Raw genomic sequence first — 25,258 nt, forward strand, 5'->3', positions numbered from 1 at the left:
CGCCTCAGTGCCCCAGCAGCGGCAGCGGACGCCGGACGCTGTCGTCGCCCAGCTCGCCGAGGGCGAGGGCGGCGAACCGGATCGCGAACGGCTGCCACACCTCCTCGACGTCGGCCATCACCCGGTCACAGGCGGCGACCACCAGCTCGGGGTCGTAGCCCAGCTCGTCGAGCAGGGCGGAGCCGGTCGCCCAGTCGGCGATCATCGCGGTGTCGCACTCGACGTGGAACTGGAGGCCCCAGGCCCGGTCGCCGAGCCGGAACGCCTGGTGCGGGTAGCGGGTGGACGCGGCCAGCAGGGTCGCCCCGTGCGGCAGCTCGGTGATCTCGTCGGTGTGCCACTGGAGCACGTCGGGGATCAGCGGCACGTACCGGAACAGCGGGTCGGTCTCGGCGGCGTCCCGGCGGCCGACGACGGCCGGGCCGACCTCGGGCCCGGACGGGCTGCGCTCGACCAGGCCGGCGTGGGCGGTGGCGAGCAGCTGCGCGCCGAGGCAGACGCCGAGGGTGGGCACCCGGTGCCGGACGGCCTTGCGCAGCAGCCCCTCCAGTTTCGGGAACCAGGGTGCGCCGGGGGCGCCGTCGGGTGTCGGGTAGGCGTGCTGGTCGCCGCCGAGCACCACCAGCGCGACGTGCCCGTCCAGGTCGTCGGGGAGGTCGTCGCCGGCGTGCGGGCGCAGCACGCGCAGCTCCAGGCCCCCCTCCACCAGCCACTCCCCCAGGCGGCGGGGGTCGTCGGTCGGGTCGTTCTCGATCACCAGCGCGGTTCCCACGCCGTCGAGGCTATCGGGTACGTCGACCGCCGCCCGGAACGCCTCGGCCCGCGCGCCGGGCGCGTCCGGTCCCGCTCAGGAGTGCCCGCTGCGGGGAGCCGGCCGGCGGCTAGGCTCTGCGGCTGTGACCGCCGACGACGCCGCGCCGCGCCCAGCCGCCGTGCTGCGCCCACCGGCCCTGCGCCCCGGCGACACGGTGCTGCTGGTGTCGCCGTCCGGGCCGACCCGACCCGAGCGGGTGGCCCGGGGCGTGGAGCTGCTCACCGGCTGGGGGCTGCGGCCGGTGCCCGCCCCCAACGCGTACGCCCGGCGGGGTTTTCTGGCCGGCGCGGACGAGCTGCGCGCCGCCGACCTGAACGCCGCGTTCGCCGACCCGCAGGTGCGCGGGGTGATCTGCACCCGGGGCGGCTACGGCGCGCAGCGCATCGTGGACGCCCTGGACATGGCTGCGGTGCGCCGGGACCCGAAGGTGGTGGCGGGCTTCTCCGACATCACCGCGTTGCAGCTCGCCCTGTGGCGGGGCGCGCGGCTGGCCGGCGTGCACGGCCCCGGGGCGGCCTGGCGGGACGAGCGCACCCCGCTGCGCTCCGCCGAGTCGCTGCACGCCGCGCTGATGACCACCGCGCCGGTCACCGTCGCCGCCGTCCCCGGCGAGGAGACCTTCGGGGTACGGGTGCCCGGTCGCGCCACGGGCACGCTGCTCGGCGGCAACCTGTGCCTGCTAGCCGCCACCCTCGGCACCGCCGACATGCCGGACCTGACGGGGGCGGTCCTGCTGGTCGAGGACGTGCAGGAGCCCCCGTACAAGGTCGACCGGATGCTCACCCAGCTGCGCCGGGCCGGGGCGCTGGACGGCCTGGCCGGGGTGGCCGTCGGCCAGTTCACCGACTGCGCGGACGGCTGGGACACAGGCGTCGTCGACGTGCTGACCGACCGCCTCGGCGACCTCGGTGTGCCGGTCCTCGGCGGCCTGCCGATCGGCCACGGCCACGGCCAGCTCACGATCCCCGTCGGCACCGAGGCGACCCTCGACGCCACCGCCGGCACCCTGACCGCCGCCCCCGCCGTCCGCTGACCCCTTCCACGCGATCTTGCACTTTCGGCCCGGGCAAAGGGCACGAACCACCCGTCCCGGGGGCCCGAACTGCAAGATCGCGGTGAGCGGGGGTCGTCGGCTAGGCCGGGGTGAGGTGGGCGATCGCGCCCGACTCCAGGGCGGCGTGGACCGTGCCGTCGGGCAGGACCGCCAGGCCGTGCGGCTCCGAGCCGGGGGTGGGCAGGTCGTAACCGTCGACGTGGCCACCGGCGGTGACGTGGCCGATGCGGTTGGCCGCCCACTCGGTGAACCAGCAGCCGCCGGCCGGGTCGGCGACGATCGCGTGCGGGCGGGCGGCGCGGTCGGGCAGCGGGAACTCCTCGATCCGCCCGTCGGTGGTGATCCGGCCGAGCTGCCCGGCGGCGATCTCGACGAACCACAGCGCCCCGTCGACGCCGAGGGTGATGCCGACCGGGCCGGCGGCGGTGGGCAGCGGATGCAGGGTCACCTCGCCGTCGGGGGCGATCCGGCCGACGGCGTTGGCCTGGTGGAGGGTGAACCACAGCGCCTCGTCGGGCCCCGCCGTGATCATCGACGGGAACCCGCCGACGACCGGCAGCGGGTACGCCGTGTGGGTGCCGTCGACGTCGACCCGGCCGACGGTGTCGTTGCTCATCCCCGCGTACCAGAGGGCGCCGTCGGGGCCGGCGGTGACGACGAGGGGCCGGCTCGCCGGGTCGCCGGGGTGGTGGACCCGCACCGCGCCGTCGGCGCTCACCCGGGCGATCCCGCCGGAGCGGACCAGCGTCACCCAGAGCGCGCCGTCGGGCCCGGCGGCGATCCCGTACGGCCCGCAGTCCGGGTCGGGCAGGACGGTCTCGCGGATGGTGGGCTGTGGCACGGGGCACCCGCCTCTCTGTGTGGTTCCGGGCCACCCTGCCGTGCCCGTTGTCCCCCGGCAACCGGTTTGTCCGCCCCTGAATGCCCGATTTTCAGCTCGCTGACAGGGTCGCCACGGCTCCGCCCCAGCCAGACCGGTCACTCTCGGTGACGTCATCGCATCCGAACGAGTCTGGAGGACACAGGATGTCCCGCAAGATGTCGAAGAAGCACGTGCTGGCCGGCCTCGCGGCGGCCGGCGTGCTCGGCGTGGGGATCGCGGCGCCGACCATCGCGTTCGCCGAGGAGGGCACCTCGTCGCCGGGCGCCAGCAGCAGCGAGCACACCGATCGGCAGGAGAAGCGGGCCGAGCGGCAGTCGGAGTTCGCCGAGGCGCTCGCCAAGGAGCTGGGCGTCTCCACCGACAAGGTGACCGCCGCCCTGGAGAAGGTCCGGGAGCAGCACAAGGCCGACCGTCCGGGGCTGGGCGAGCGCGGCGAGCGGGGCGAGCGGGGCGAGCGCCCCGACGCCGCCGAGCGGCAGGCCGCGCTGAAGGAGCGGCTGGCCCAGGCCGTCAAGGACGGCAAGCTGACCCAGGAGCAGGCCGACGCGATCACGAAGGCCGTCGAGGCCGGCGTCTTCCCCGGCGGGGGCGGCTTCCCCGGCGGCTGGGGCCGGGGCCACGGCGGCCCGGCCGGCGAGTGACGCCGCGCACCTGATTCGCCCTCTCCGCCGGCGGGGCGGGGCCGGAGTCTCCGGTCCCGCCCCGCCGGTGTGCTCGCCCCCCCGGTCACCGCCCCGCCGGCGGCGTGAACACCCCGAAGTGGTTGCCCGACGGGTCGAGCAGGTGGGCGAAGGTGAGCCCGCTCGGCGCGGTGAACGTGGGCACCAGCACCCGGCCGCCGGCCGTCTCCGCCCGCTTCACGGCGTCGGCCACGTCCGCCACCTGCGCGTAGAAGATCGCGTAGTTCGGCGTGCTGCCGTCGGAGGCGCGGATCGCCCCGCCGATCCCCTCGCCGCCCGCCCCGCCGCCGGTCACCCGGTACGACCGGCCCGGCGCGCCCTGCTCGGCGAACTCCCAGCCGAACAGCTCGCCGTAGAAGCGCTCGGCCTCGTCCGGCCGGTCGGTGCCGATCTCGAACCAGGTGATCGCGTTGGTCTTGGTCATGGACTGCCTCCCGTAGGTCGCGCCGGCCGGTCGACCGGCGTCGCGGGACCCAGCCTCGCCCCGCGCCGCGACAGCGTCCTGTCGGTGTTTCCGGCGCGGATCGGGCGAGGGCCGGCGGCGCGGTTCAGGCGAGGGTGAGCTGACGGACGACCTGGCGCGGGATGTCCAGCACGTCGGGGCGCAGCTCCCGGGTCACCGGCTCGGCCAGCACGGTCACCGAGGAGATCCGGTCGAGGCGGAATGCGCGCGGGCCGTCGCGCAGCCGGCACCAGGCCAGCAGATACCAGTGCCAGGGGTTGCCGAGGAAGCCCAGCGGCTCGACGACCCGCTCGGTGGCGACGCCGGCCCGGTCGGCGTACCCGATGCGCAGGACCCGGGCGGCGGTGACCGCCCCGGCGACGGCGGCCGGGACGGGCGCGGCGGGCCCGCCGCCGACCAGGTGCACCCGCCCGGCGAGCCGGCGGGCCTCGGCGGCGTCGGCCGGCGGCAGGACGGCGAGCAGCTTGCGCAGGGCCGTCGCGCCGGCCTCGGCGAACGGGCCGCCGTCGAGGCGGTGCAGCGCGACGGCCATCGCCACCGCCTCGACGGCGGTGAGGTTCACCGGCGGCAGGGTGTGCGCGCGGTCGACCACGTAACCGCCGGTGCGGCCCGGCTCGGCCCAGATCGGCACCCCGGCCTGCTGCAACGCGGCGATGTCGCGCTCGATGGTGCGGGAGCTGACCTCGAAGCGGCCGGCGAGCCAGCGGGCGCTGCGTGGCCGGGGCGACACCGCCCGCAGCTCCTCCACCAGGGCGTAGAGGCGGTCCGTGCGGTTCACCCGGCGAACCTAGCCGCCGGGTGTGACAGGCGGGCTCAGGCGATGCAGGCGCAGACGATCAGCGCGGCCCCGAAGTGGGTGGCGGCGCTGACCCGGGCCGCCGGGTGCGGCTCGTCGGAGCAGATGATCTCGCCGAGCCGGCCGGGGGTCAGCATGTCGAGCACGAAGAACGCCAACGCCATGATCAGCAGGCCGATCAGCCCGAAGACGACCGTGGACGCCAGGCCCTTGGCGAAGTCGCTGTAGCTGGTCAGGATCGCGGTGAACACGATGCCGGCGATGCCGAGCTGGTTCGCGGCGAGCAGCAGCGCCGCGTTGCCGTTGCGCCGCACCCAGATCAGCTCCCGCAACCTGCCGGGGGTGAGCAGGTCGACCAGGCCGAAGCCGGCCGCCATCAGCCCCACCCCGACGACCCCGAACACGACGCTCTGCCATGCTCCGCTGAGCAGGTCCTCCAGCACCGACTGCCTCCCACCACCACCGGCCGCCCGGCGGGGGTGCCGGCGCGGTGATCGAGACGATAGCGGCCCGCCGCAACTCCCCGACAGCCCGCGCCGGCCGGCGCCGCTAGAGCGACAGGTAGCGCTGCCGCTCGTAGGGGGTGACCTCGCGGCGGTACTGCTCCCACTCGGACCGCTTGTTGCGCAGGAAGAAGTCGAAGACGTGCTCGCCGAGCACCTCGGCGACCAGCTCGGAGCCGGCCATCACGTCGATCGCCTCGGCCAGGTTCTCCGGCAGCGCCTCGTAGCCCATCGCCTTGCGCTCGGCGCTGCTCAGCGACCAGACGTCGTCCTCGGCGCCCGGGGGCAGCTCGTAGCCCTCCTCGATGCCCTTGAGGCCGGCGCCGAGCAGCACCGCGAACGCCAGGTAGGGGTTCGTCGCCGAGTCCAGCGAGCGGACCTCCACCCGGGCCGAGTTCGGCTTGCCGTAGGCCGGGACGCGGACCAGCGCCGACCGGTTGAGGTGACCCCAGCAGACGTACGCGGGGCTCTCGGTGATCCGGTCGGGCAGCGCCTGCGGGAACAGCCGCTTGTAGGAGTTGACCCACTGGTTGGTGACCGCCGTGTATTCCCGGGCGTGGGTGAGCAGCCCGGCGATGAACGACTTCGCCACCTTCGACAGCTTCATCGGGTCGCCGCCGTCGTGGAACGCGTTGCGCTCGCCCTCGAACAGCGACAGGTGGGTGTGCATCCCGCTGCCCGGCTGGTCGGTGAACGGCTTCGGCATGAAGCTGGCCTGCACGCCGGTGGAGAGCGCGACCTCCTTGACCACGTGCCGGAAGGTCATGATGTTGTCGGCGGTGGTCAGCGCGTCGGCGTACCGCAGGTCGATCTCCTGCTGGCCGGGGGCGACCTCGTGGTGGCTGAACTCCACCGAGATGCCGATCCGCTCCAGGGCCAGCACGGCCTGGCGGCGGAAGTCCCGCGCCACCGCGTGAGTGGTGTGCTCGAAGTAGCCGCCCGTGTCGACGGGGGTCGGCACCGAGCCGTCCTGCGGGCCGTTCTCCAGCAGGAAGAACTCGATCTCGGGGTGGGTGTAGAAGGTGAAGCCCTTCTCGGCGGCCTTGGACAGCATCCGGCGCAGCACGTGCCGGGGGTCGGCCCAGGACGGGCCGCCGTCGGGCAGCAGGATGTCGCAGAACATCCTGGCGCTCTCGCCGCTGACGCCACCCTCGAAGGGGAACACCTGGAAGGTGGTCGGGTCGGGCATGGCCACCATGTCGGACTCGAAGACCCGGGCGAAGCCCTCGATCGCCGAGCCGTCGAACCCGATGCCCTCCTCGAACGCGGCCTCCAGCTCGGCGGGGGCCACCGACACGCTCTTGAGCGTGCCCAGCACGTCGGTGAACCACAGCCGGACGAACCGGATGTCCCGCTCTTCCAGCGTACGGAGGACGAACTCCTGCTGACGGTCCACTTCCACCCCTCGTGCCACTGTCTCCACCACCGGTGGGGCCTGGCCGCCCAGTCTCCACCGGCTCCTTTACGCAGACGTTACGCGACCGACCTGGACCACGTCCTGTCGTGTCCCGCCCCCTGGCGGACCGGCCCGACCGGCGCCCCCGCACGAGTGGCCGCCGTCTCCGCGCCGCCCCGGTGCCGCCGCCGCCCGGCTGGGGCAAGATGTGGACATGCCCACCCTGCGTCTCGCCCTGTCCCAGGTCAACCCGAGCGTCGGCGACCTCGCCGGCAACGCCGGCCTGGTCCGCCGGTGGACCCGCACCGCCGCCGACGCCGGCGCCCAGCTCGTCCTGTTCCCGGAGATGGTGCTCACCGGGTACCCGGTCGAGGACCTGGTGTTCCGCCGGTCCTTCGTCGCCGCGTCGCGGGCGGCGCTGCGCCGCCTCGCCGCCGACCTGGCCGCCGACGGCCTCGGCGGGGTGCCGGTGGTGGTCGGCTACCTCGACGCCGACGGTCCGCCGCAGGTCAGCTCCGACGCCGAGCCGGGCCGGGGGGCCCGCAACGCCGCCGCGGTGCTGCACGGCGGCGAGGTGGTGGCCACCTACTTCAAGCACCACCTGCCCAACTACGGGGTGTTCGACGAGGACCGCTACTTCGTCCCGGGCGACGCGCTGACGGTGGTCCGCGTCGGCGGGGTGGACGTCGCCCTGACCATCTGCGAGGACATGTGGCAGGCCGGGGGCCCGTTCGCGGCGGCCCGGCAGGCCGGCGTCGGCCTGGTCGTCACGATCAACGGCTCGCCGTACGAGCTGAACAAGGACGACATCCGGCTGCCGCTGGTGCGCCGCCGGGCCGCCGAGGCGGGGGCCGCCGTGGCGTACGTCAACATGGTCGGCGGCCAGGACGAGCTGGTCTTCGAGGGCGACTCGCTGATCGTCGGCGCGGACGGGACGCTGCTGGCCCGCGCCCCCCAGTTCGTCGAACACCTGCTCGTGCACGACGTCGAGCTGCCGGCGGCCGAGGGGTCCGGCGGCGACACGGCCCTGGCCGGCGGGGCCGCGCCGGCCGGCGGCGAGCTGGCCGCGGGCATGCGGATCGTGCGGGCCGCCGTCGGCGACGTCCCGCCGGCGCCCGGCGGCGCGGCGGCGGTGGGCGGGATCATCGAGCCGGTGGCCGACGAGGCGGAGGTGTGGCAGGCGCTGGTGCTGGGCCTGCGCGACTACGTCGACAAGAACCGCTTCCCGTCGGTGGTGCTGGGGCTCTCCGGCGGCATCGACTCGGCGGTGGTGGCGGCCCTCGCGGTCGACGCGCTCGGCCCGGACCGGGTGGTCGGCGTCTCGCTGCCCAGCCGGCACTCGTCGGAACACTCCCGGGCCGACGCGGAGGACCTGGCCAAGCGCACCGGCCTGGACTACCGGGTCGAGCCGATCCAGCCGATGGTGGACACGTTCCTGGCGAACCTGTCGCTGTCCGGGGTGACGGTGGAGAACCTCCAGGCCCGGGTGCGCGGGGTGATCCTGATGGCGCTGTCGAACCAGGAGGGCCACCTGGTCCTCACCACCGGCAACAAGAGCGAGCTGGCGGTGGGCTACTCCACTCTCTACGGCGACTCGGTCGGCGGCTTCAACCCGGTCAAGGACGTGTGGAAGACGCTGATCTGGCGGCTGGCGAAGTGGCGCAACGCCGATGCCGCCCGCCGGGGCGAGACCCCGCCGATCCCGGAGAACTCGATCGGCAAGCCGCCGAGCGCCGAGCTGAGCCCCGGCCAGCTCGACAGCGACACGCTGCCGGACTACGACGTGCTCGACCCGATCCTGATCGGATACGTCGACGGCGACCTGGGCCGCACGGGGCTCGTCGAGTCCGGGCACGACCCGGCGGTCGTCGACCGGGTGCTGCGGATGGTGGACACCGCGGAGTACAAGCGGCGGCAGTCCGCGCCCGGCACGAAGATCTCGATGAAGGCGTTCGGGCGGGACCGGCGGCTGCCGATCACCAACCGCTGGCGCGAGGACGGCTGAGCCCGGCCGGGGCCGGGGGCGCCGCCGGGCGGCGGGGGCGCGCCCGGTCCCGCCGGGGAGTGAAATCCTCCACTGCCTCCTGCCGTCGACCCTCGCGCGGTGCGACGCTTGCGACGGACCCGGGGACCGCGCGCGCGGCCTCGAGGAAGGAGACAGTCATGGTGGAGTCCACCCCGACCGAGGTGACCGCCCTCTACGGCGGCCCGGCCACCCGGCGGGTGCGCACCCGCGACCTGCTCGCCGCCAAGGAACGCGGCGAGAAATGGTCGATGCTCACCTCGTACGACCAGTACACCGCGTCGATCTTCGACGCCGCCGGGATCCCGGCGCTGCTGGTCGGCGACTCGGCGGCGAACAACGTCTTCGGCTACGAGACGACGCTGCCGGTGACCACCGAGGAGCTGCTGCCGCTGGTCCGCGCCGTGGTGCGGGCGACGAGGCAGGCGCTGGTCGTCGGCGACCTGCCGTTCGGCTCGTACGAGGAGGGGCCGACGCAGGCGCTGCGCACCGCCGTGCGGTTCATGAAGGAGGGCGGCTGCCACGCGGTGAAGCTGGAGGGCGGCCGGCGCTGCGCCGACCAGGTCGCCGCGATCGTCGGGGCCGGCATCCCGGTGATGGCGCACGTCGGCTTCACCCCGCAGAGCGAGCACACCCTCGGCGGGTACCGGGTGCAGGGGCGCGGCGACGCGGCCGACGAGGTGTTCGCCGACGCCCTCGCGGTGGCCGAGGCGGGCGCGTTCGCGGTGGTACTGGAGATGGTGCCGGGCGAGGTGGCCAAGCGCATCACCGGTGAGCTGACGATCCCGACGGTCGGCATCGGGGCCGGGCCGGACACCGACGCGCAGGTGCTGGTCTGGCAGGACATGGCCGGGCTGCGCACGGGGCGGGCCCCCCGGTTCGTGAAGCGCTACGCCGACCTGGCCGGGGCGTTGACCGAGGCGACCCGGCGGTTCGCCGACGAGGTCCGGGGCGGCGAGTTCCCGGCCGCCGAGCACACCTTCTGACGCCTCCGGCGCTGCGGCGGGCGGCGTGCCCCACGTCGTCCACCGCGGCGCCCGGCGGCCCGCGCCGACGGCGGCGGCAGCCGGCCGCGGTGACGCGGGCGTCCGGCCAGCGGACGCAACGGTAAGGTACCCGCTCGTGGATCATGTTCGTATCTCAACGGTTGTCCTGACCTGCGTTTCCGTGCTGGCGCTCGCGGCGTGCGGCGGGGAGGAGCCGGCCCCGACGGCCGCGCCCACCTCGGCCGCCGCCACTGCTAGCACCGCCGCCGCCCCGACCACCGGTGCGGCCTCCCCGACGGCCGCCGCCCCCGCCTCCGCCGACCCGGCCGCCGACAAGAAGCTCTGCGAGACCGCGAAGAAAGTCGCGGACGACTCGAAGAAGGCGCTGATGAAGGCCGTCGTGGACGGCGGGGACCCGGCGGCGGCGATGAAGAAGGCGTTCACCGAGATGTCGGAGGTGGCGCCCGCGACGGGCGGCTCCGGCAGCGAGGTCGCCGTCGCGCTGGCCGCGGTCGGCGCGGAGGCCCGCAGGATCGCGAACGCCGCGGACGTCGAGGCCGCCGCCGAGGACAGCGCCGCCCTGGAGAAGGCCGGCGCGAAGGCCAACGCCGCCTGCAAGAAGGTCGGCGTCGACCCGAACCTCTGACCCGCGCGCCGGACCGGGTCCGCCGGCGGCCTTCCACCGCCGCTGTGTGCCGCCCCCGGCGCGGCAGCCCGATGGTGATCGACCCCCACGTCGGCGACCTGGCGGTATCCGGACGGTTGGGATACCGCCAGGTCGCCGACATCGCGCGGCCCGACCCGCAGCGACCGGCCCGACCCGCCACGACCGACCGGAGCCGCCGGGCCCGGGGCGGGGCGTCGCTCAGAGGTCGGTGACGCGGAGCCCGGCGTGGGCCCGGTAACGCTTGTTGATGGCGATCAGGTTGGCCGTGAACGCCTCGATCTGGTGGGCGTTGCGCAGCCGGCCGGCGTAGATGCCCCGCATCCCGGGGATCCGGGCGGCGAGCGCGCCGACGACGTCCACCAGCTCGCGGTCCTCGGTGCAGATCAGCACGTCGAGGTCGATCCGGTCGACCTCCGGGTCGGCCAGCAGCGGGGCGCTGACGTGGTTGAACGCCGCGCAGACCCGCGAGTCGGGCAGCAGGGCGGCGGCCTGCTGGACGGCGCTGCCCTCGGCGACGGTCAGCGCGTACGGGCCCTGCCGGTCGAAGCCGAGCGGGTTGACGCAGTCGACGACGATCTTGCCGGCGAGCGGCCCGGCCAGGGCGGCGACGGTGGCGGCGTGCCCGTCCCACGGCACCGCGATCACGACCACGTCGCTGCGGCGGGCGACCTCGTCGTTGCCCGCGCCCACGACCTCAGCCTCGGCGGGCACGCCCCGCAGGGCGGCGATCTCGGCGGCGGCCTCGGCGGCCCGCTCGGCCGACCGGGAGCCGATCAGCACGGACTGCCCGGCGCGGGCGAACCGGTAGGCCAGGCCCCGGCCCTGGTCGCCGGTGCCGCCGATGATGCCGACGGTCAGCCCGGACACGTCGGGCAGCGTGCTCGCGTCGTATGCCATGGCCCCATCCTCGCAAACGAGGCGGGCCGGCAGCGGCGTCGGGCACGGCACGAAGGCCCGCCGGGCCGCTGCGGGCGCCGCGCGCGGCCCGACCCGCCGGCCCCACGCGGCCCACCGGCGCGCGACGGCTGTCAGGCCAGCGCGAAGAGGACCTTCCGGGTGGCCGGGTCGGCGGTGACCAGCCGGACCCGGACCCGCTCGCCCAGCGGCAGCACGCCCGTGCAGCGGGCCCGCACCGGCGGGGCGTCCAGCGCCACCGTGCCGCCGGGCTGCCGGCCCGGCCGCGGCTCGTCGACGTCCAGCACCGCCGCGTCGAAGCTCTCGCCGACCCGGTGCGCCAGCAGCACCGCCTCGGCCAGCTCGACCGCGCCCCGGGTGGCCGCGCCGGCCGTCCGGTCGGTCGCGGCCATCACCTGCGGCAGCCTGGGCAGCGCCGCGCGGGCCCAGTCGGGCACCGGCCGGTCGGCGTGCAGGGCCAGGCAGACCTCGGTGGCGTACCGGTCGGCCAGCCGCCGCAGTGGGGCCGTGACGTGGGCGTACGCGGCGGCGACCCCGCCGTGCGCCGGCTGCTCGGGCAGCGCGCCGTCGAACGCGGTGTACGCGGCGCCGCGCATCAGCTCGGCGGCCTGGTCGACGAACGCGGCGGCCCGGGGCTCCGCGGCGTCCAGCCCGGCGAGCAGCTCGCCGACGCCGACGCCGTCCGGCCAGCGCACGCCCAGCGGGGCGGCGGCGGTGCGCAGCCGGGCCACCGCCTCCGGCCTCGGCGGCGGCATCGTGCGCAGCAGGCCGACTCCGCCGGCCAGCATGATGTCGGCGGCGGCCATCCCGGTGAGCAGGGAGATCTGCGCGTTGTGCTCCTCCATCGGCGCCGGGCCGCGCAGCACCAGCCGCCACCCGTCGCCGTCGGATTCGACGTCCTGCTCGGGCAGCGGCAGGTTGACCGCGCCCCGGCGCAGGCCGCGCGCCGTGAGCAGCGCGCCGAGCTCGGGGAGCAGGGCGATCGGCTCGGGCAGCCGGCCGGCGTCGGCGGCGGCCTGGACGCCGACGTAGTCCAGCTTGGCGCGGCTGCGCACCAGGGCGCGTTCCAGCGCGACGGCGACCGTGCCGCCGTCGGGGTCGAGGTCGATCGTCCACAGCACGGCCGCCCGGTCCTGGTCGGGCAGCAGGCTGGCCGCCCCCTCGCTGAGCGTCTCGGGGTGCAGGGGGACGTTGCCGTCGGGCAGGTAGACGGTCTGCCCGCGCCGCCAGGTCTCCTCCTCCAGCGTGCCGCCGGGGCGCACGTGGGCGGCGACGTCGGCGATGGCGTACCGGACCCGGAAGCCGCCACCGGGGCGGCGGGCGAGGTGCATCGCCTGGTCGAGGTCCCGCGAGGTGGCCGGGTCGACGGTGACGAACGGGACGTCGGTGCGGTCGACGGCGGGCCGGGGCGGCGCGGCGGCCGCCGCCTCGGCCTCACGCTGCGCCGCGGGCGGGAACCGGTCGGGCAGTTCCAGCTCGCGGCGCAGCGCGCCGAAGTCGATGCGGGGCGCGAGGACGCGTCGGATCAGCACGGCCCAATCCTGGCACCCCCACCCGCCCGCGGGTCAGGGGGTGCGGGTGGACGTCGGCTTCTTCGCCGGCGCCTTCCTGGCGGTGGCCGTGCGGGTGGCGCCGGTGGACCGGGCCGCCGCCGTGGTCTTCCGGGCCGTGGTCTTCTTCGCCGCCGGGGCCTTCTTCGCGGCCGTGGTCCGCTTGGCCGCCGTGGTCCGCTTCGTCGCGGGGGCCTTCTTCGCCGCCGTGGTCCGCTTCGTCGCCGGGGCCTTCTTGGCGGCCGTGGTCTTCTTCGCGGCGGTGGCCGTGCGCTTCGCCGCCGTCGCGGGCGCCTTCTTCGCCGCCGTCGTCGTTCGCTTCGCCGCCGCCGTGCCGGTCTTCTTCGCCGCCGCGCCCGTGCCCCGGACCGTGGCGGTGGTCTTCCGCGCGGTGGAGGTGACCTTGCGGGCGGCGGTGGTCTTCTTCGCGGGGGCCTTCTTCGCCGCCGTCGCGCCGGTCCGCTTCGCGGCGGTGGCCGTGCGCTTCGCCGCCGTCGCGGACGCCTTCTTCGCCGCCGTCGTGCTCTTGGCGGCCGGGGCCTTCTTCGCCGACGTCCGCGTGGCGGGCGCCTTCTTCGCCGTGGTCCTGCTGCCGACCGGGGTCCTGCTGGCCGCCACCTTCGTCGCGGCGGCCTTCTTCGCGACCGCCTTCTTCGCCGGGACCCGGCCGGCCCCGGCGCCGGAGGCGTTCGGGGACGCCTTGGTCACGGTCGGTCGCCGGGTCGCCGTGCCGGCGGCCCGGGTCGTGCCCGTGGCCCGTCCGGCCGCGGCGGTCTTCTTCGCGGTCGTACGTTGGGCGGCCGGGCGGGTGGTGGCCTTTTGTGCTTCGGCCATCGTGGTTCCCTCCTTGGGGACATGCTCTCGCGTGCCTCCTCTCGGGGCACGGAGTTCCTCGACGCGGGCCGTCCCGCGCCGTTTATCTGTCCTCCCCGGCCCAACGGGCGTCCTCGGCGTCCCACGCGTCGTTGCGCTCCCGCACCTGTTGCAGGGCGTTCTCCGCGTCGGCCGCCGAGGCGTACGGCCCGAGCACGTGCCGCGCCGCGCAGACGTCGGCCTCGGTCTCGACCCGGTGGTGTCGGGTGCACCAGTAGTAGTGCCCACCACTTCCGCTGTCGCTCATGGGATCACTGTGCACCGCGCACCGCCCGGCCGCCACCGGTTCAGGCAAATGGTCGCCGACGTCTTCCACAGTAGACGTGCTGACCGGCCGCCGGGCCGAAACGGCGGAACCCGTCGCCGGGCGGACCGGCGCGGGCCCAGCGGCGCGGCGCAACCCGCGCGCCGGTCGGTAAGAACGGTCCCGTCCCCTACCACCCAGCCTGGGGGGCTTCATATCAGCCTGGACGATAACGTGCCATCCGTCGCCGGGTCCCATTTACGGGACTGGCGGACGGCGCACACCTCCGCTCAGGTCGATACGTCCGCTCGCGGGTGCGCCCCGCCGCGCCGTGTGCAAGCCTCTGCGAAACCTTCTGCGCGGCGCGGCGCCCCCGTCACCGACGGGTGACCCTCGGCAACGCCGAGGCGACGCCCGCCGCCCGACCTGGGGGACGACACCGTGGCGAATCTTGACGTCGCGCTCAAGAGTGCGATGAACATCGATGGCGCGATCGGCGCCGCGCTGGTCGACTACAACAGCGGGATGACGCTCGGCGTGGCCGGCGGCACCGGGGAGATCGACCTGACGATCGCCGCCGCCGGCAACACGGACGTGGTCCGCGCCAAGCTGCGCACGATCGAGATGCTGAACCTGAACGACGAGATCGAGGACATCCTCATCACCCTCGGTTCGCAGTACCACCTGATCCGGCCGGTCACCAGCCGGACGGGCAAGGGCCTGTTCCTCTACCTGATGGTGAGCAAGAGCCGGGCCAACCTGGCGATGGCCCGGCACCAGCTCCGCGTCATCGAGGAGAGCCTGGAGCTGTGAGCGTGGTCGACAGCACCGGAACCGTCCTGCCCCGGCGCACCGCGCGGCAGCCGGGGGAACCACCGACGCCCCGGGCGTTCCCGCCCTCGCTGGCGGGCGACCCCGCGCTGCCGTACGCGGCGATCGGGCAGGAGCTGGCCGACCTGCGGGTGCAGATCCCCGGCGTGCACGGCTGCGTCCTCGGCGGGGTGGACGGCCTGCTCATCACCCACAACATGCAGACCGACGTCGACCCGAACGACCTGGCCGCGCTCGCCGCGACCACGTACGGCCTGGGCCGGCAGGTGGGGCTGCGGCTGAGCCAGGGCGAGTTCCAGCAGTCCACCGTCCGCAACGACGGCGGCTACCTGAGCGTCTACGCCGTCAGCCGGCAGGCGCTGCTCGCCGTCGTGGGGCAGGACAGCATCAACGTGGCCCGGCTGCACCTGCACGCGCCGTCGACCGCCGCGCGGCTCGCCGCCCTGCTGGAGCGGGACCGCCCCTGATCGGCCGGGACGCCACAATGCGACGGTGGACATCGAGGTGGCGCGCTACCTGACGGAGCTGGTCGCCGCGGCCGGCGAGGCGCTCGGCGACGACCTCGTCGGCGCGTACGTGGCCGGGTCGGTGGCGCTGGGCGCGTACCAGCCGGGGCGCAGCGACGTGGACGTGGCGCTGCTGTGCGCGCGGCCCCTGCCCGCCGGGCGCAAGCGGGAGCTGGTCGCCCGGCTGCGGCACGAGGCGCTGCCCTGCCCGGCGCGCGGGTTGGAGCTGGTCGTCTACCGCCGGGACGTGGCCCGGTCGGGCACCCCGGAGCCGGGCTTCGAGGTGGAGCTGAACACGGGCGCCCGGATGCCGCCCCGGGTGACCTGGTCCGGCGACGAGCGGGCGGCCGCCGACGGCCGGTTCTGGTACGGGCTGGACCGCAGCATCCTGCACGCCGGCGGCCTGGCCCTGCTCGGGCCGCCGGCCGGGGAGGCGTTCGCCGACCTGACGCCGGCCGACCTGCGCCGGCTGCTGGTGGACGCGCTGACCTGGTGGCTCGCGCTGCCGACCCCGCCCGGCGACGAGCCGGCGGCCGGCACCGAGGACGCGGTGCTCGGCGCGTGCCGCGCGCTGGTGCGCTGCCGCGACGGCGGCTGGCTGCCGAAGGTGGCGGCGGGGCGGCGGCTGGTCGGGCAGGGGCACCCGGCGGCGGGCCTGATCGAGCGGGCGATCGCGGCGCGGCGCGGCGGCCGACCACCCGGCGGCGCGGCGGCCCGGGCGTTCCAGCGGGCCGTGCGCGACGAGATAACACGATGCTATGACCCATTCGATATATAGCTCGCTGTGGATCTCTCGATAGCCTGTCCTCACGATCTCAGACCGCGTACCCGCAGGTCGACGCGGTCGACGACAGAGGAGACCGATAGATGACGCTCCACCGCAAGGCCGCCACCCTCGGCGTGCTGACTGCTTCGGCGCTGGCCGCCACCATGATCGGCAGCCCGGTGTCCGCGGCGCCCGCGACCGGCGAGATCCGCCACGCCGGTGGCGCCACCGCCGTTCCCTCCAGCTACATCGTGGTCCTGAAGGACAGCGCCGTCGGCGGGAAGGCCGGCACCCGGGCCGCCGCCGTCGCCAGCTCCGCCGGCAGCCTCGCCAAGCAGTTCGGCGGCAGCGTCGCCCAGGTGTACGGCGCGGCGCTCAACGGCTTCGAGGTGCGGCTCTCCGAGGCCGCCGCGAAGCGCCTCGCGGCGCACCCGGCCGTCGCCTGGGTCGAGCAGAACCACGAGGTCAGCCTCCAGACCACCCAGGCGAACCCGCCGTGGGGGCTGGACCGCACCGACCAGGCCGCCCTGCCGCTGAGCAAGTCGTACAACTACACCAGCGCCGGCACCGGCGTGACGGCGTACATCATCGACACCGGCATCAACGTCAACCACAACGACTTCGGCGGCCAGGCCGTCGACGGGTACGACGCGGTCGACAACGCGCTGCCGGCCGCCGACTGCAACGGCCACGGCACCCACGTCTCCGGCACCGTCGGCGGCACCACGTACGGCGTGGCCAAGGACGTCAAGCTCGTCGCCGTCCGGGTGCTCAACTGCCGGGGCCGGGGCACCAACGCCGGCGTCATCGGCGGCGTCAACTGGGTGACCTCCAACCACCAGGCCGGCCAGCCGGCGGTGGCGAACATGAGCCTCGGCGGCGGGGCGAACTCGTCGCTGGACACCGCCGTGGCGAACTCCATCGCCGACGGGGTCACCTACGCGGTGGCCGCCGGCAACTCCAACGCCAACGCCTGCACCTCCTCGCCGGCCGCCGTCCCCACGGCGATCACCGTCGGGGCGACGCAGAGCAACGACGCGCGCGCCAGCTTCTCCAACTTCGGCACCTGCCTGGACATCTTCGCCCCGGGCGTGGACGTCCTCTCGGCCTGGTACAGCAGCAACACGGCGACCAACACCATCAGCGGCACCTCGATGGCCTCGCCGCACGTGGCCGGCGCCGCCGCCCGCGTCCTGTCCAACAACCCGACCTGGACCCCGGCCCAGGTCGCCTCGTACCTGACCAGCACGGCCACCGCCGGCGTGGTCACCAGCCCCGGCACCGGTTCCCCGAACCGCCTGCTGTACGTCTCCCCCACCAGCTGATCCCCCTCGCCCCAGGTCGGCCCCGGAGCGCCCGTCGCTCCGGGGCCGCACCGCATCCGGGCCCGGCCAGCCGCCCACCGTACGCATCATTCCGTTAAAAGGGGCGTAACCGGCAACACGGGTCGGAGGCTCTACGGTGTGGTGGCACGCGGCGTGCGTGTACGCGTACCGGCCTGGGGGTGAGCGGTGCAGCGCAGACCCGGCACCGCCGTTCGCCTCGCCCCGCTGCTCGTCTGCGCGCTCCTGTTGCACGTCGGCCTCGCCTGCCGCGCCCCGCTCGACGCCGTCGCCGTCGCCGTCGCGCCGCACCCCGCCGTCGCCCCGGCCACCGTCACCGCCCCGGCCACCGTCGCCGCCGCGTCGGCCGCCGACCCCGGCACCCCGGTCCGCGCGACCGCCCGGTCCGCGGCGGCCCCCCGGGCCGGCGTGCCGCCGCGCACCGGACGGTCCGGGCGGGTCGCCCTGGAGGCGTACCGCCTCGTGACCACGCTCGCCGCGCACACCGACCAGCCGCCGGACCCCACCGTCGTGCCCCGCTTCGACGGGAAGGCGTGCGGCTCGGTCAGCCGGTCCGGCCGGGGCAGCCAGGGCACCGACCGACGCGACCCCGGGCCGCAGGCCGGGTCGGCCCTGCCCGAGGCCGCCGTGCGCCGGGGCAGCACCGCCGACGGTCGCCCCGCCACCGCCGACGCCGGACCCGACCCGATCCGGCTGCGCGTCCTGCGCTGCTGAGCGACGCCAGCCGGAAAACCGGACCGCCCGCCGTCGCGGGCGGCGTACGGCCGGCGGGCGGCGCGGACGTCCCCCCGGCCCGTCGGGCACCTTCGCGTACCCCGACCACCACGCGGTCACCCGCCGGCCACCGCGCCGCCGACACCCGTACCCCCGGCCCCGCCGGCGGTGCGGCCAGCCGGCGGCCGGCGTCGGCGGCCGACCCGTCGCCCGCTCGCCCCGCCTTCCCCGGATGTGAACGATGTCGCCTCCCGCCCTGCCCTGGCGCACCCTGCGCGCCGACCTGTCCGCCTCCGTCGTCGTCTTCCTCGTCGCCCTCCCGCTCTGCGTGGGCATCGCCGTCGCCTCCGGTGTGCCGGCCGAACTCGGCCTGGTCACCGGCATCGTCGGCGGCCTCGTCGTGGGGTTCATGCCCGGCAGCAGCATGCAGGTCAGCGGCCCCGCCGCCGGCCTGACCGTGCTGGTCGCCGAGGCCGTGGACCGCTACGGCCTCGCCGGCCTCGGCACGATCGTCCTGGTCGCCGGGCTGCTCCAGGTCGGCCTGGGGCTGCTGCGGCTCGGCCGCTGGTTCCGCGCCATCACCGTGTCGGTGGTGCAGGGCATGCTCGCCGGCATCGGCCTGCTGCTCATCGCCGGGCAGCTCTACGTCCTGGCCGGCGTCGCCGCGCCACACACCGGGCCGGGCAAGTTCACCGGCCTGCCGGGGCTGGTGGGCGAGGTCGTCACGTCCGCGCAGGCGCGGGTCTCGCTCGCCGTGGGCGTGGCCACCATCGCCGTGATGGTGGGCTGGGACAGGCTGCCCGGTCGGCTGCGGACGGTCCCCGGCGCGCTCGTCGCCGTCGTGGCGGCGGCCGGGGTGACCGCCGCGCTCGGGCTGCCCGTCGACACCATCGAGGTCGAGGGGCTGCTCGCGGCGATGCAGCCGTCGCTGGGGCACTGGGGCACCCTCGCGGACGTCGGGGTGCTGGCCACGATCGCCACGTTCACCCTGGTCGCCTCGGCGGAGAGCCTGTTCAGCGCGGCGGCCGTCGACCGGCTGCACCGGGGCCCCCGCACCGACTTCGACCGGGAACTCGTGGCGCAGGGCACCGGCAACACGATCTGCGGCCTGCTCGGCGCCCTGCCGATGACCGCCGTCATCGTCCGCAGCTCCGCCAACGTGCGGGCCGGCGCGCGGACGAAGGCGTCCCGGGTGCTGCACGGGCTGTGGCTGCTGCTGTTCGCCGCCGCCGCGCCCGGCCTGATCGGGCTGATGCCGCTGCCCGCGCTCGCCGCCGTGCTCGTGCACGCCGGGGTCAAGCTGCTGCCGCTGCGCGCGCTGCCGGAGCTGTGGCGGCAGCACCGGGGCGAGGCGGTGGTGCTGGCGGTGACGGCCCTGGCCATCCTCACCACCGACATGTTCACCGGCGTGCTCGTCGGCCTCGGCCTGGCCGTGGTGAAGACCGCGTGGGAGATCTCGCACGTCCGGGTCACCGTGCGCGACGTTCCGGTGGCGGGCGACCCTGCAGAGCGGGACGCCACCGTGGCCGACCCGGCCGCGGGCGGCCACACCGGGCGCGACGCCGCCGCGGGCGACGCCGGCCCGGGGCCGGTCGAGGTCGCGATCACCGGGAACGCCACCTTCCTGCGGTTGCCCACCATCCTCACCACGCTCAACGATCTGCCGGCCGACCGGACCGTCCGGCTGGACCTGCGCGGGCTGCGGCACGTCGACCACGCCTGCCGCACCGCGCTGGACACCTGGATCGAGACGCACAACCGCAACGCGGGGGTGTCGGTGCACGTCGTCGCCCCGCGTCCGGCGGAGGACGACCGGCCCCGCACGGTCGACGCGACGGACTGACCCCGGTCCGGCCTGACCTGGACTGGCCGCGGTCCGGCCTGGCCCGGCGGGCCGGGTCCGGTTCGCGATGTCGGCGAGATGGGGGTGTCCCGACCAGCCGGATGCCCCCGTCTCGCCGACATGATCACGGCTGGGTGGTGCTCACCCGCCGGCTGCGGCGGCCCCGCCCCAGCCGGCGGACGAATCCAGCCACGCCATCCGCTCGGTCATCCAGTCCCGCAGGTACCGGACCTGCCCCTGCCAGGTGTCGGCGGTCGGGGTGACGATGGGCCCGATCTTCTCGGTGGTCAGGTTCGGCCACCGCTGGAAGTTCCGTTCGGCGGCATTGACCAGCGGGGCCGTGATGGCGGCGAACCGGGCGTCGAGCTGCGCACCGGAGAGCGGGCCCCGGCGCAGCTCGGCCCAGCGGGCCCGGACCAACCCGACGAACGCGGGGTCCGTGACCAGCCGGTTGATCCAGTTGTTGGGCTTCGGCCAGCGCGGCTGCTCGTACTGCCAGCCGGCCGTCTCCAGGTTGTCCCCGCCACCGACGCCGTAGGTGATGTCGAGGTCCCACAGCGGCCCGGCGGTGATCTTGCCGCCCCGGTCCTTGTAGAAGTAGGAGCTGCGGGCGTAGGCGTCGAAGTTGCGGGTCAACTCGTTGAGGATCAGCGAGTCGACGAACGATCCGACGTCGATCCAGGCGGGATAGCCCGTCGTCGGGTCGGCGAAGCTTCGGGTCTGCATCAGGTCGTTGAACTGCTGGAGGTGGCCGGTGAGCCAGGCCTGCTGCTCCGGTTGCAGCGGCGACGGGTCGACCACCTCCAGGTAGTGCCAGCAGGTCGCGGGCCGCCCCACGCACTCCAGGGTCGGCTCCTCGGCCGTCAGCCACTCGAACTTGAAGATGTACCCGCCGGAGATGGCCGGGAGGGTGACGTCGTCGGGATCGAGCTCCTTCAGGTCGAGCCGGTTCTTCGCGTTCTTGATGGTCTCCACGATCATGTAGACGCCCTGGTAGTCCTCGGCGCCCAACGGCCGGTCCGCGACGTTGAGATAGAACTCGACGAAGGCGTACCGGGGCGCCTGGTACCCCAGCTGGCGGGCCAGGTCGAAGGTCAACGCCTCCCGGATCAGCGCCTTGTCGGTGTACGGGCCCCGCAGCACCCAGTCGGACTCCGCGGGCATCCCCAGCACCGGGTAGTCGGCGTCGTCGTCCTCGTTGTCCCGGAACTCGACCCGGTACGGGGCCTTGTCGAACAGGGAACTCGACGTGCCGCGCAGGTGGTAGCCGATCCGGGTGGCGAGGGTCGGCGTCGCCGAGAGCGACGCGTATCCCCCGGTCGGCTCGAAGAGCAGGGCCGCCGCGTCGACGTAGTCCCGGCCCGGCTTTCCCTGCCCGTACCCGTCGATCGCCAGGATCGGCAGGTCGAGGCTCACGTCCGTGGCCCGGGCCAGGTAGAGCGCCGTGCCGGGATCGCCGGCCGGCGTGCCGTCGGCGAACGGCCGCGCCCGCAGCTGGGTGGTGCCGGAGAGCAGCAGGGGCGTGTCGTCGTACCGGCGGGAGTCCGGCCCGGGGAGCGTCCCGTCGGTCGTGTAGCGGATCTCGGCGCCGGCCACGCTCGTGCCCAGCGAGACGGAGAGCCCGCCCTGGAACGTGCCGCTCGGCACTGAGAAGTCGATGTCGCCGGTCAGATCGTCCGGCGAGTCCGCCGCCGTCGGCGCGCCCCGCACGTCGGCCGCCCTCTCGGGGACCGGCGCGGTGCCGCCGACGGCGACCAGCGAGATGGCGGTCGCGATGCCCAGCAACTGGGCCAGCAGGTTCCGCACCGTCACTCCCATCAGGCCCGCCGAGCAGACCAACCCAACGTATCGAAGTAGTTGGATTTTACGCGCCAGGCGGGCTGATCGGGGTGTCCGATGGGCGCACCGGGAACTCCACCGTCAGCGCGCGGGCTCCCGGTTGAACAGCCGCCTGGACCAGAGGTAGCCGCCCAGCGCGATGGCCGCGCACCAGGCGAGCGCCACCCACGCGTCGCCGCCGACCGGCTCGTCCATCAGCAGGCCGCGCAGCGTCTCGATGATCGGCGTGAACGGCTGGTGCTCGGCGAACCAGCGCAGCCCGGCCGGCATGGAGTCGGTGGGGACGAACCCGCTGCCGAGGAAGGGCAGCAGGACCAACGGCATGGGCAGGTTGCTGGCGGTCTCGACGCTCCCGCTCACCTGGCCGAGCGCGACGGCCAACCAGACCAGCGCGAAGGCCACCGCCGCCAGGAAGCCGGCCGCGGCCAGCCACCCGCCCGGCCCGGCGGCGGGCCGGAAGCCGACCAGCAGGGCCACCCCGGTCACCACCGCCACGCTGAACGCCGCCTGGATCATGCTGCCCAGGACGTGTCCGGTCAGCACGGAGACACGGGCGATGTGCATCGTGCGGAACCGGGCGACGATCCCCTCGGTCAGGTCCATGGCGATGGTGATCGCCGTCCCCTGGACCGCCGCCGTCACGGTCATCAGGATGATCGCGGGGGCCACGTAGTTGGCGTACGCGGCCCGCCCGCCGGCCGCGCCACCGGGCACCGCCCCGCCGAGCCCGGCGCCCAGCGTGCCGCCGAACACGTAGACGAACAGCAGCAGGAAGACGACGGGCATCGCGACGAGCGTCACGGTCATCGACGGGTAGCGCAGCATGCGCCGGAGGCTGCGGCGCAGCATCGTCGCCGAGTCGCGCAGCGGGTGCAGGCGGAGGGCCGCCGGGGCGGGGCCGGTGAGGGCGGGGGTGGTCATCGGGTGGTCACCTTCTCGTCGGTGGGGCCGCCGGTGAGGGCGAGGAAGACGTCGTCGAGGTCGGGGGTGTGCACGGACAGCTCGTCGACCTGGACGGCCTGGTCGTCGAGCCGGCCGATCAGGGTCCTCAGCGAACGCAGGCTGCCGTCGCCGGGCACCCGCAGGGCCAGCGCGTCGCCGTCCCGCGGGACCGGGCCGAGCACGCGCCGGGCCGCGTCGAGGCTCTGCTCGTCGGTGAACCGCAGGCGGACGTGCCCGCCGGGGATGCGGCGCTTGAGTTCCTCCGCCGTGCCCTCGGCGACCACCCGGCCCCGGTCGAGGACCGCGATCCGGTCGGCCAGCTCGTCGGCCTCCTCCAGGTACTGCGTGGTGAGGAAGATGGTGACGCCGCCGGCCACCAGCTCCCGGACGAGCTGCCACATGGTGCGGCGGCTGCGCGGGTCCAGCCCGGTCGTCGGCTCGTCGAGGAAGATCACTCGCGGGCTGCCGACCAGGGTCATCGCCAGGTCGAGCCGCCGCCGCATGCCACCGGAGTAGGTCGACGCCGGCCTGCGGGCCGCGTCGGTCAGGTCGAACCGGGCGAGCAGCCGGGCGGCGAGCCGCCGGCCCTCGGCCCGGGGCAGGTGGTGCAGGTCCGCCATCAGCAGCAGGTTCTCCTCGCCGGTGAGCAGGTTGTCCACGGCGGAGAACTGGCCGGTGACCCCGATCGCGGCGCGCACCGCGCCGGGTTCACGGGCCAGGTCGTGCCCGGCGACCCGGACGTCACCGGCGTCGGCCACGAGCAGGGTGGACAGGATCCGCACGGTGGTGGTCTTCCCCGCGCCGTTCGCGCCGAGCAGCGCGAAGACCGTGCCGGCCGGCACGGACAGGTCGACACCGTCGAGTACGACCTGGTCGCCGAACGACTTCCGCAGGCCGGTCGCGGCGATCGCCGGCCGGGTTCGCGTACTGGACATGGTTGTTCTCTCCTCGGGCCGAAAGGGGGTCAGGAGCGGTGGATGGTGATGTCGCCGTAGGAGGTGGCGGCGCGGACCTCGACGGTCTGTTCGGTCCCGCCGGGCCGGCCGGTGTTCTCCAGCAGGTTGCGCACGTGCCCGTACCCGGTGTTGACCTCCAGCCAGGCGGCGGTGCCCTCGGCGATGCCGACGTCCAGGTTCCCGGCGGCGGTGCCGAGCACGATCGCGCCGCGGACCACCTCGCCGAGCCGGATGCTGCCGTTGGACGTCTTCGCGTCGACGCCGGCACCGGCCCGCTCGACGTGGATGTCGCCGTTGGCCGCGCGCACCCGGGCGTCGCCGGTGGCCGCGTCGATGCTGGTGTCGCCGTTGGAGTTCTTGACCGTCGCGGCCCCCTCGACCTCGCCGAGCTCGACCCTGCCGGAGCCGGTGGAGACCTCGGCGTCGCCCGCGACGGCGTCGACGGTGACGTGACCGATCCCCGTGTGCAGGCGCAGCGGGCCGGCCCGTTCGACCCGGACGTCGCCGGTGGTCCTGATCCGGCACTCGCCGAGCCGGCCGGCGCAGCGGACGTCGCCCATCACCAGGTGGGCGGAGAGCGGGGAGCCGCTGGGCAGTTCGATGGAGACCTCCACCGACCTGCTCTTCTTGGAGAAGTCGAACGTGCGCTTCGGGCCGGTGACCTGGAGCGCGCTGTTGGCGTAGTCGACCCGGACCTGCGCGGCGGCCTGCACGTCGGACTCGTCGGTCTCGTCGCTGGGCCGGACCTCGACGACGGTGTCGGTCCGGTCGCTCGCGGCGACCCGCACGTGGGCCACGCCGAGCTCCAGCGTGACGGAGATCGGTTCGGGGGTCTCGAAAGTAGGCATGGTCGTCTCCACATCGTGGGTGGGTGGGTCGTCCCCGCAGGTCGGGGACGTGCGGCCGGGGCGGCGCGCCCGGCGTGCTGCGCGGTGCGGCCCGGCATGAGGGTGGTGCCGCCCGGTGCGGCGTGCCGTGCCGCTACCCGGGGCGGCGTGGGGCGGGTGCCGCCCGGGCTGGCGTGGCGTGGTGCCGCCCGGGGCGGCGTGGGGCGGGTGCGGTCAGCGCACCCAGCCGGTGAAGCTCTGCCGGGCGCGCCTGCCGCTGTCGCGGGGCTCGGGGCGCTGGTCGTGGTCGGGCCGTTGCAGGGCGGCGGTGGCGGCGCGGACCAGCCAGGCGTTGACCGAGCGGCCCTCCCGCGCCGCCGCCTCCTCGATCGCGGCCTTGAGCTGCTCGGGCAGGCGCACGTTGATCCGCGCGGCGGGGCCGTCCTCGGCGATCGGCGGGACGGCGTCCGGTGTGCCGCCACCCGCCGCCGCGACGCCTGCCGCGGCGGGCTGGAGCGGCTCGGCGGGCGGCGGGGTGACGACGAAGTCGGGGTCGCGCCCGCGCAGACGCAGCTCCACCGAACCCGGGGCCAGGTCCCGGGTGATCTCGTCGGCGGCGGCCGACAGCGCCTCCAGCAGGGTCATCCGGATCGCCGATTCCAGCGGCCCGGTCAGGCGCTCGACCAGCAACCGCGACTCATCGCCGCCGGCCTCGGCGAGGGTGGCGAACTCGCGCCCGAGGTTGCTCACGTAGGAGGTCAGGTCCATGGCATCACTATGGCACATCTATGGCACACGAACAAGCCAACTTGGCACAGCGGTGCCGCCATGGATGGCACCACGG

At 75.0% G+C, this 25,258-nt stretch carries 26 protein-coding genes; 11 read left to right on the forward strand and 15 right to left on the reverse strand.

Annotated features, from left to right (window positions below; translation table 11 throughout):
- Positions 1-4: 4 nt before the first annotated feature.
- Positions 5-772: a type 1 glutamine amidotransferase gene (locus O7628_RS03815; protein WP_278128366.1), complete on the reverse strand. Its 768-nt coding sequence runs from the start codon at positions 770-772 to the stop codon at positions 5-7.
- Positions 773-896: 124 nt separating this feature from the next.
- Between O7628_RS03815 and O7628_RS03820 the strand changes: the two genes are divergently transcribed.
- On the forward strand, positions 897-1,847 hold the full coding sequence (locus O7628_RS03820) for an LD-carboxypeptidase (RefSeq protein ID WP_278128368.1): 951 nt from the start codon (positions 897-899) through the stop codon (positions 1,845-1,847).
- Between the two features lie 100 nt (positions 1,848-1,947).
- Here O7628_RS03820 and O7628_RS03825 read toward each other — a convergent pair whose 3' ends face one another.
- Complete coding sequence (locus tag O7628_RS03825; protein ID WP_278128370.1) at positions 1,948-2,709, reverse strand: virginiamycin B lyase; 762 nt, start codon at positions 2,707-2,709, stop codon at positions 1,948-1,950.
- 185 nt (positions 2,710-2,894) lie between these two features.
- Between O7628_RS03825 and O7628_RS03830 the strand changes: the two genes are divergently transcribed.
- Entirely contained in the window at positions 2,895-3,392 is a 498-nt protein-coding gene (locus tag O7628_RS03830) for a hypothetical protein (protein WP_278128372.1), read from the forward strand.
- An 85-nt stretch (positions 3,393-3,477) separates the two neighbouring features.
- Here the strand turns inward: O7628_RS03830 and O7628_RS03835 are convergent, their stop codons facing one another.
- The 4 genes from O7628_RS03835 to glnA all read right to left on the reverse strand — a co-directional run bounded on the left by O7628_RS03835 (position 3,478) and on the right by glnA (position 6,589).
- Entirely contained in the window at positions 3,478-3,855 is a 378-nt protein-coding gene (locus O7628_RS03835) for a VOC family protein (RefSeq protein WP_278128375.1), read from the reverse strand.
- Between the two features lie 124 nt (positions 3,856-3,979).
- Complete coding sequence (locus O7628_RS03840; RefSeq protein ID WP_278128377.1) at positions 3,980-4,672, reverse strand: WYL domain-containing protein; 693 nt, start codon at positions 4,670-4,672, stop codon at positions 3,980-3,982.
- 35 nt (positions 4,673-4,707) lie between these two features.
- Positions 4,708-5,133 carry a DUF350 domain-containing protein gene (locus tag O7628_RS03845; protein WP_074474771.1) on the reverse strand — a complete coding sequence of 142 codons (426 nt, stop codon included), beginning with the start codon at positions 5,131-5,133 and terminating at the stop codon, positions 4,708-4,710.
- A 106-nt stretch (positions 5,134-5,239) separates the two neighbouring features.
- Positions 5,240-6,589, reverse strand: a complete 1,350-nt coding sequence (gene glnA, locus O7628_RS03850; protein WP_074474770.1) for a type I glutamate--ammonia ligase — start codon at positions 6,587-6,589, stop codon at positions 5,240-5,242.
- Between the two features lie 214 nt (positions 6,590-6,803).
- Between glnA and O7628_RS03855 the strand changes: the two genes are divergently transcribed.
- The 3 genes from O7628_RS03855 (at position 6,804) to O7628_RS03865 (ending at position 10,244) form a co-directional block, all read left to right on the forward strand.
- Positions 6,804-8,594, forward strand: coding sequence for an NAD+ synthase (locus O7628_RS03855; protein WP_278128380.1), 1,791 nt, complete (start codon positions 6,804-6,806; stop codon positions 8,592-8,594).
- A 158-nt stretch (positions 8,595-8,752) separates the two neighbouring features.
- Entirely contained in the window at positions 8,753-9,598 is an 846-nt protein-coding gene (panB, locus tag O7628_RS03860; protein ID WP_278128382.1) for a 3-methyl-2-oxobutanoate hydroxymethyltransferase, read from the forward strand.
- Between the two features lie 181 nt (positions 9,599-9,779).
- A complete protein-coding gene (locus tag O7628_RS03865; protein ID WP_278128384.1) occupies positions 9,780-10,244 on the forward strand; it encodes a hypothetical protein in 465 nt (154 codons plus the stop codon).
- A gap of 219 nt (positions 10,245-10,463) precedes the next feature.
- Here the strand turns inward: O7628_RS03865 and npdG are convergent, their stop codons facing one another.
- The 4 genes from npdG to O7628_RS03885 all read right to left on the reverse strand — a co-directional run bounded on the left by npdG (position 10,464) and on the right by O7628_RS03885 (position 13,850).
- Positions 10,464-11,162 carry an NADPH-dependent F420 reductase gene (gene npdG, locus O7628_RS03870; RefSeq protein WP_278128385.1) on the reverse strand — a complete coding sequence of 233 codons (699 nt, stop codon included), beginning with the start codon at positions 11,160-11,162 and terminating at the stop codon, positions 10,464-10,466.
- A 131-nt stretch (positions 11,163-11,293) separates the two neighbouring features.
- Positions 11,294-12,712 carry an RNB domain-containing ribonuclease gene (locus tag O7628_RS03875; protein WP_278128386.1) on the reverse strand — a complete coding sequence of 473 codons (1,419 nt, stop codon included), beginning with the start codon at positions 12,710-12,712 and terminating at the stop codon, positions 11,294-11,296.
- Between the two features lie 33 nt (positions 12,713-12,745).
- Positions 12,746-13,564: a histone gene (locus O7628_RS03880; RefSeq protein WP_278128387.1), complete on the reverse strand. Its 819-nt coding sequence runs from the start codon at positions 13,562-13,564 to the stop codon at positions 12,746-12,748.
- Between the two features lie 82 nt (positions 13,565-13,646).
- Positions 13,647-13,850 (reverse strand): hypothetical protein, encoded by a 204-nt coding sequence (locus O7628_RS03885; RefSeq protein WP_036372683.1) that lies wholly within the window; start codon positions 13,848-13,850, stop codon positions 13,647-13,649.
- 438 nt (positions 13,851-14,288) lie between these two features.
- On the opposite strand from O7628_RS03885, the gene O7628_RS03890 reads away from it, so the two are divergent.
- The 6 genes from O7628_RS03890 (at position 14,289) to O7628_RS03915 (ending at position 19,850) form a co-directional block, all read left to right on the forward strand.
- Entirely contained in the window at positions 14,289-14,660 is a 372-nt protein-coding gene (locus tag O7628_RS03890) for a hypothetical protein (protein ID WP_074474762.1), read from the forward strand.
- Positions 14,657-15,145, forward strand: coding sequence for a roadblock/LC7 domain-containing protein (locus O7628_RS03895; protein WP_278128391.1), 489 nt, complete (start codon positions 14,657-14,659; stop codon positions 15,143-15,145). The genes O7628_RS03890 and O7628_RS03895 overlap by 4 nt, the downstream gene beginning before the upstream one ends.
- Positions 15,146-15,170: 25 nt before the next feature.
- Positions 15,171-15,962 (forward strand): nucleotidyltransferase domain-containing protein, encoded by a 792-nt coding sequence (locus O7628_RS03900; protein WP_278128392.1) that lies wholly within the window; start codon positions 15,171-15,173, stop codon positions 15,960-15,962.
- A gap of 89 nt (positions 15,963-16,051) precedes the next feature.
- Positions 16,052-17,275, forward strand: coding sequence for a S8 family peptidase (locus O7628_RS03905; RefSeq protein WP_278128393.1), 1,224 nt, complete (start codon positions 16,052-16,054; stop codon positions 17,273-17,275).
- Positions 17,276-17,461: 186 nt separating this feature from the next.
- Positions 17,462-18,007 carry a hypothetical protein gene (locus O7628_RS03910; protein ID WP_278128394.1) on the forward strand — a complete coding sequence of 182 codons (546 nt, stop codon included), beginning with the start codon at positions 17,462-17,464 and terminating at the stop codon, positions 18,005-18,007.
- Positions 18,008-18,248: 241 nt separating this feature from the next.
- On the forward strand, positions 18,249-19,850 hold the full coding sequence (locus O7628_RS03915; protein WP_278128396.1) for a SulP family inorganic anion transporter: 1,602 nt from the start codon (positions 18,249-18,251) through the stop codon (positions 19,848-19,850).
- Positions 19,851-19,991: 141 nt separating this feature from the next.
- Here the strand turns inward: O7628_RS03915 and O7628_RS03920 are convergent, their stop codons facing one another.
- The 5 genes from O7628_RS03920 to O7628_RS03940 all read right to left on the reverse strand — a co-directional run bounded on the left by O7628_RS03920 (position 19,992) and on the right by O7628_RS03940 (position 25,182).
- Positions 19,992-21,656, reverse strand: coding sequence for a CotH kinase family protein (locus O7628_RS03920; protein ID WP_278128397.1), 1,665 nt, complete (start codon positions 21,654-21,656; stop codon positions 19,992-19,994).
- Positions 21,657-21,770: 114 nt separating this feature from the next.
- A complete protein-coding gene (locus tag O7628_RS03925) occupies positions 21,771-22,610 on the reverse strand; it encodes an ABC transporter permease (RefSeq protein WP_278128399.1) in 840 nt (279 codons plus the stop codon).
- Positions 22,607-23,566 (reverse strand): ATP-binding cassette domain-containing protein, encoded by a 960-nt coding sequence (locus O7628_RS03930; RefSeq protein WP_278128401.1) that lies wholly within the window; start codon positions 23,564-23,566, stop codon positions 22,607-22,609. The genes O7628_RS03925 and O7628_RS03930 overlap by 4 nt, the downstream gene beginning before the upstream one ends.
- A gap of 29 nt (positions 23,567-23,595) precedes the next feature.
- On the reverse strand, positions 23,596-24,435 hold the full coding sequence (locus O7628_RS03935; RefSeq protein ID WP_278128403.1) for a DUF4097 family beta strand repeat-containing protein: 840 nt from the start codon (positions 24,433-24,435) through the stop codon (positions 23,596-23,598).
- A 213-nt stretch (positions 24,436-24,648) separates the two neighbouring features.
- Positions 24,649-25,182, reverse strand: a complete 534-nt coding sequence (locus tag O7628_RS03940; RefSeq protein WP_278128404.1) for a YlcI/YnfO family protein — start codon at positions 25,180-25,182, stop codon at positions 24,649-24,651.
- Between the last annotated feature and the right edge of the window lie 76 nt (positions 25,183-25,258).

This window comes from Micromonospora sp. WMMD956 (assembly GCF_029626125.1).
GTDB lineage: Bacteria > Actinomycetota > Actinomycetes > Mycobacteriales > Micromonosporaceae > Micromonospora > Micromonospora carbonacea.